Source organism: Catenulispora rubra (assembly GCF_015356825.1).
GTDB lineage: Bacteria > Actinomycetota > Actinomycetes > Streptomycetales > Catenulisporaceae > Catenulispora > Catenulispora rubra.
This window is the reverse complement of record NZ_JAACYW010000830.1, coordinates 1-381: the sequence shown is the minus strand read 5'-3', so window position 1 is coordinate 381 and position 381 is coordinate 1. Positions and strand designations below refer to the sequence as shown.

Below are 381 nucleotides of genomic sequence, written 5' to 3'. Positions count from 1 at the left end.
CTTCTGTCCAGCTCTGCCCATCTATCGCGATTGAGCGTCATCGGCGCGCCGCTGGCCACCGGATCCACACGGACACGGCCAGCCCGGCTGGGTACGGCCACGGGCAGCCCAACCGCCGTGGTTTTTGCGGTAGGCGCCGGACTGATCAGGACACGCCGCCGGAAGAATCCTGCGGTGCTGAATGCGGGGGCAGGACCCATTCGGACGGATCCGGCCGGGCCCATCGACCGGTCGGCGCCCGGCCTGGCCGGTACTCGTAGCTGAACTGCGAGCTGATTTCGGTGCCGTCGGGCGTGCGCTGCTCAAGATAAGACTTCATCTGCTCCAGCAGCTGGCGCCCATCGGGCTGGACGATGGTGGCGTCCGCATGCTCATCCGTGC

At 67.5% G+C, this 381-nt stretch carries 1 protein-coding gene; it reads right to left on the bottom strand.

The annotated features are described in order from the left end of the window. Positions 1 to 145: 145 nt before the first annotated feature. Positions 146 to 381, bottom strand: a 236-nt coding sequence (locus tag GWK61_RS55620; protein ID WP_194922423.1) for a hypothetical protein, incomplete at its 5' end; no start/stop codon positions are given.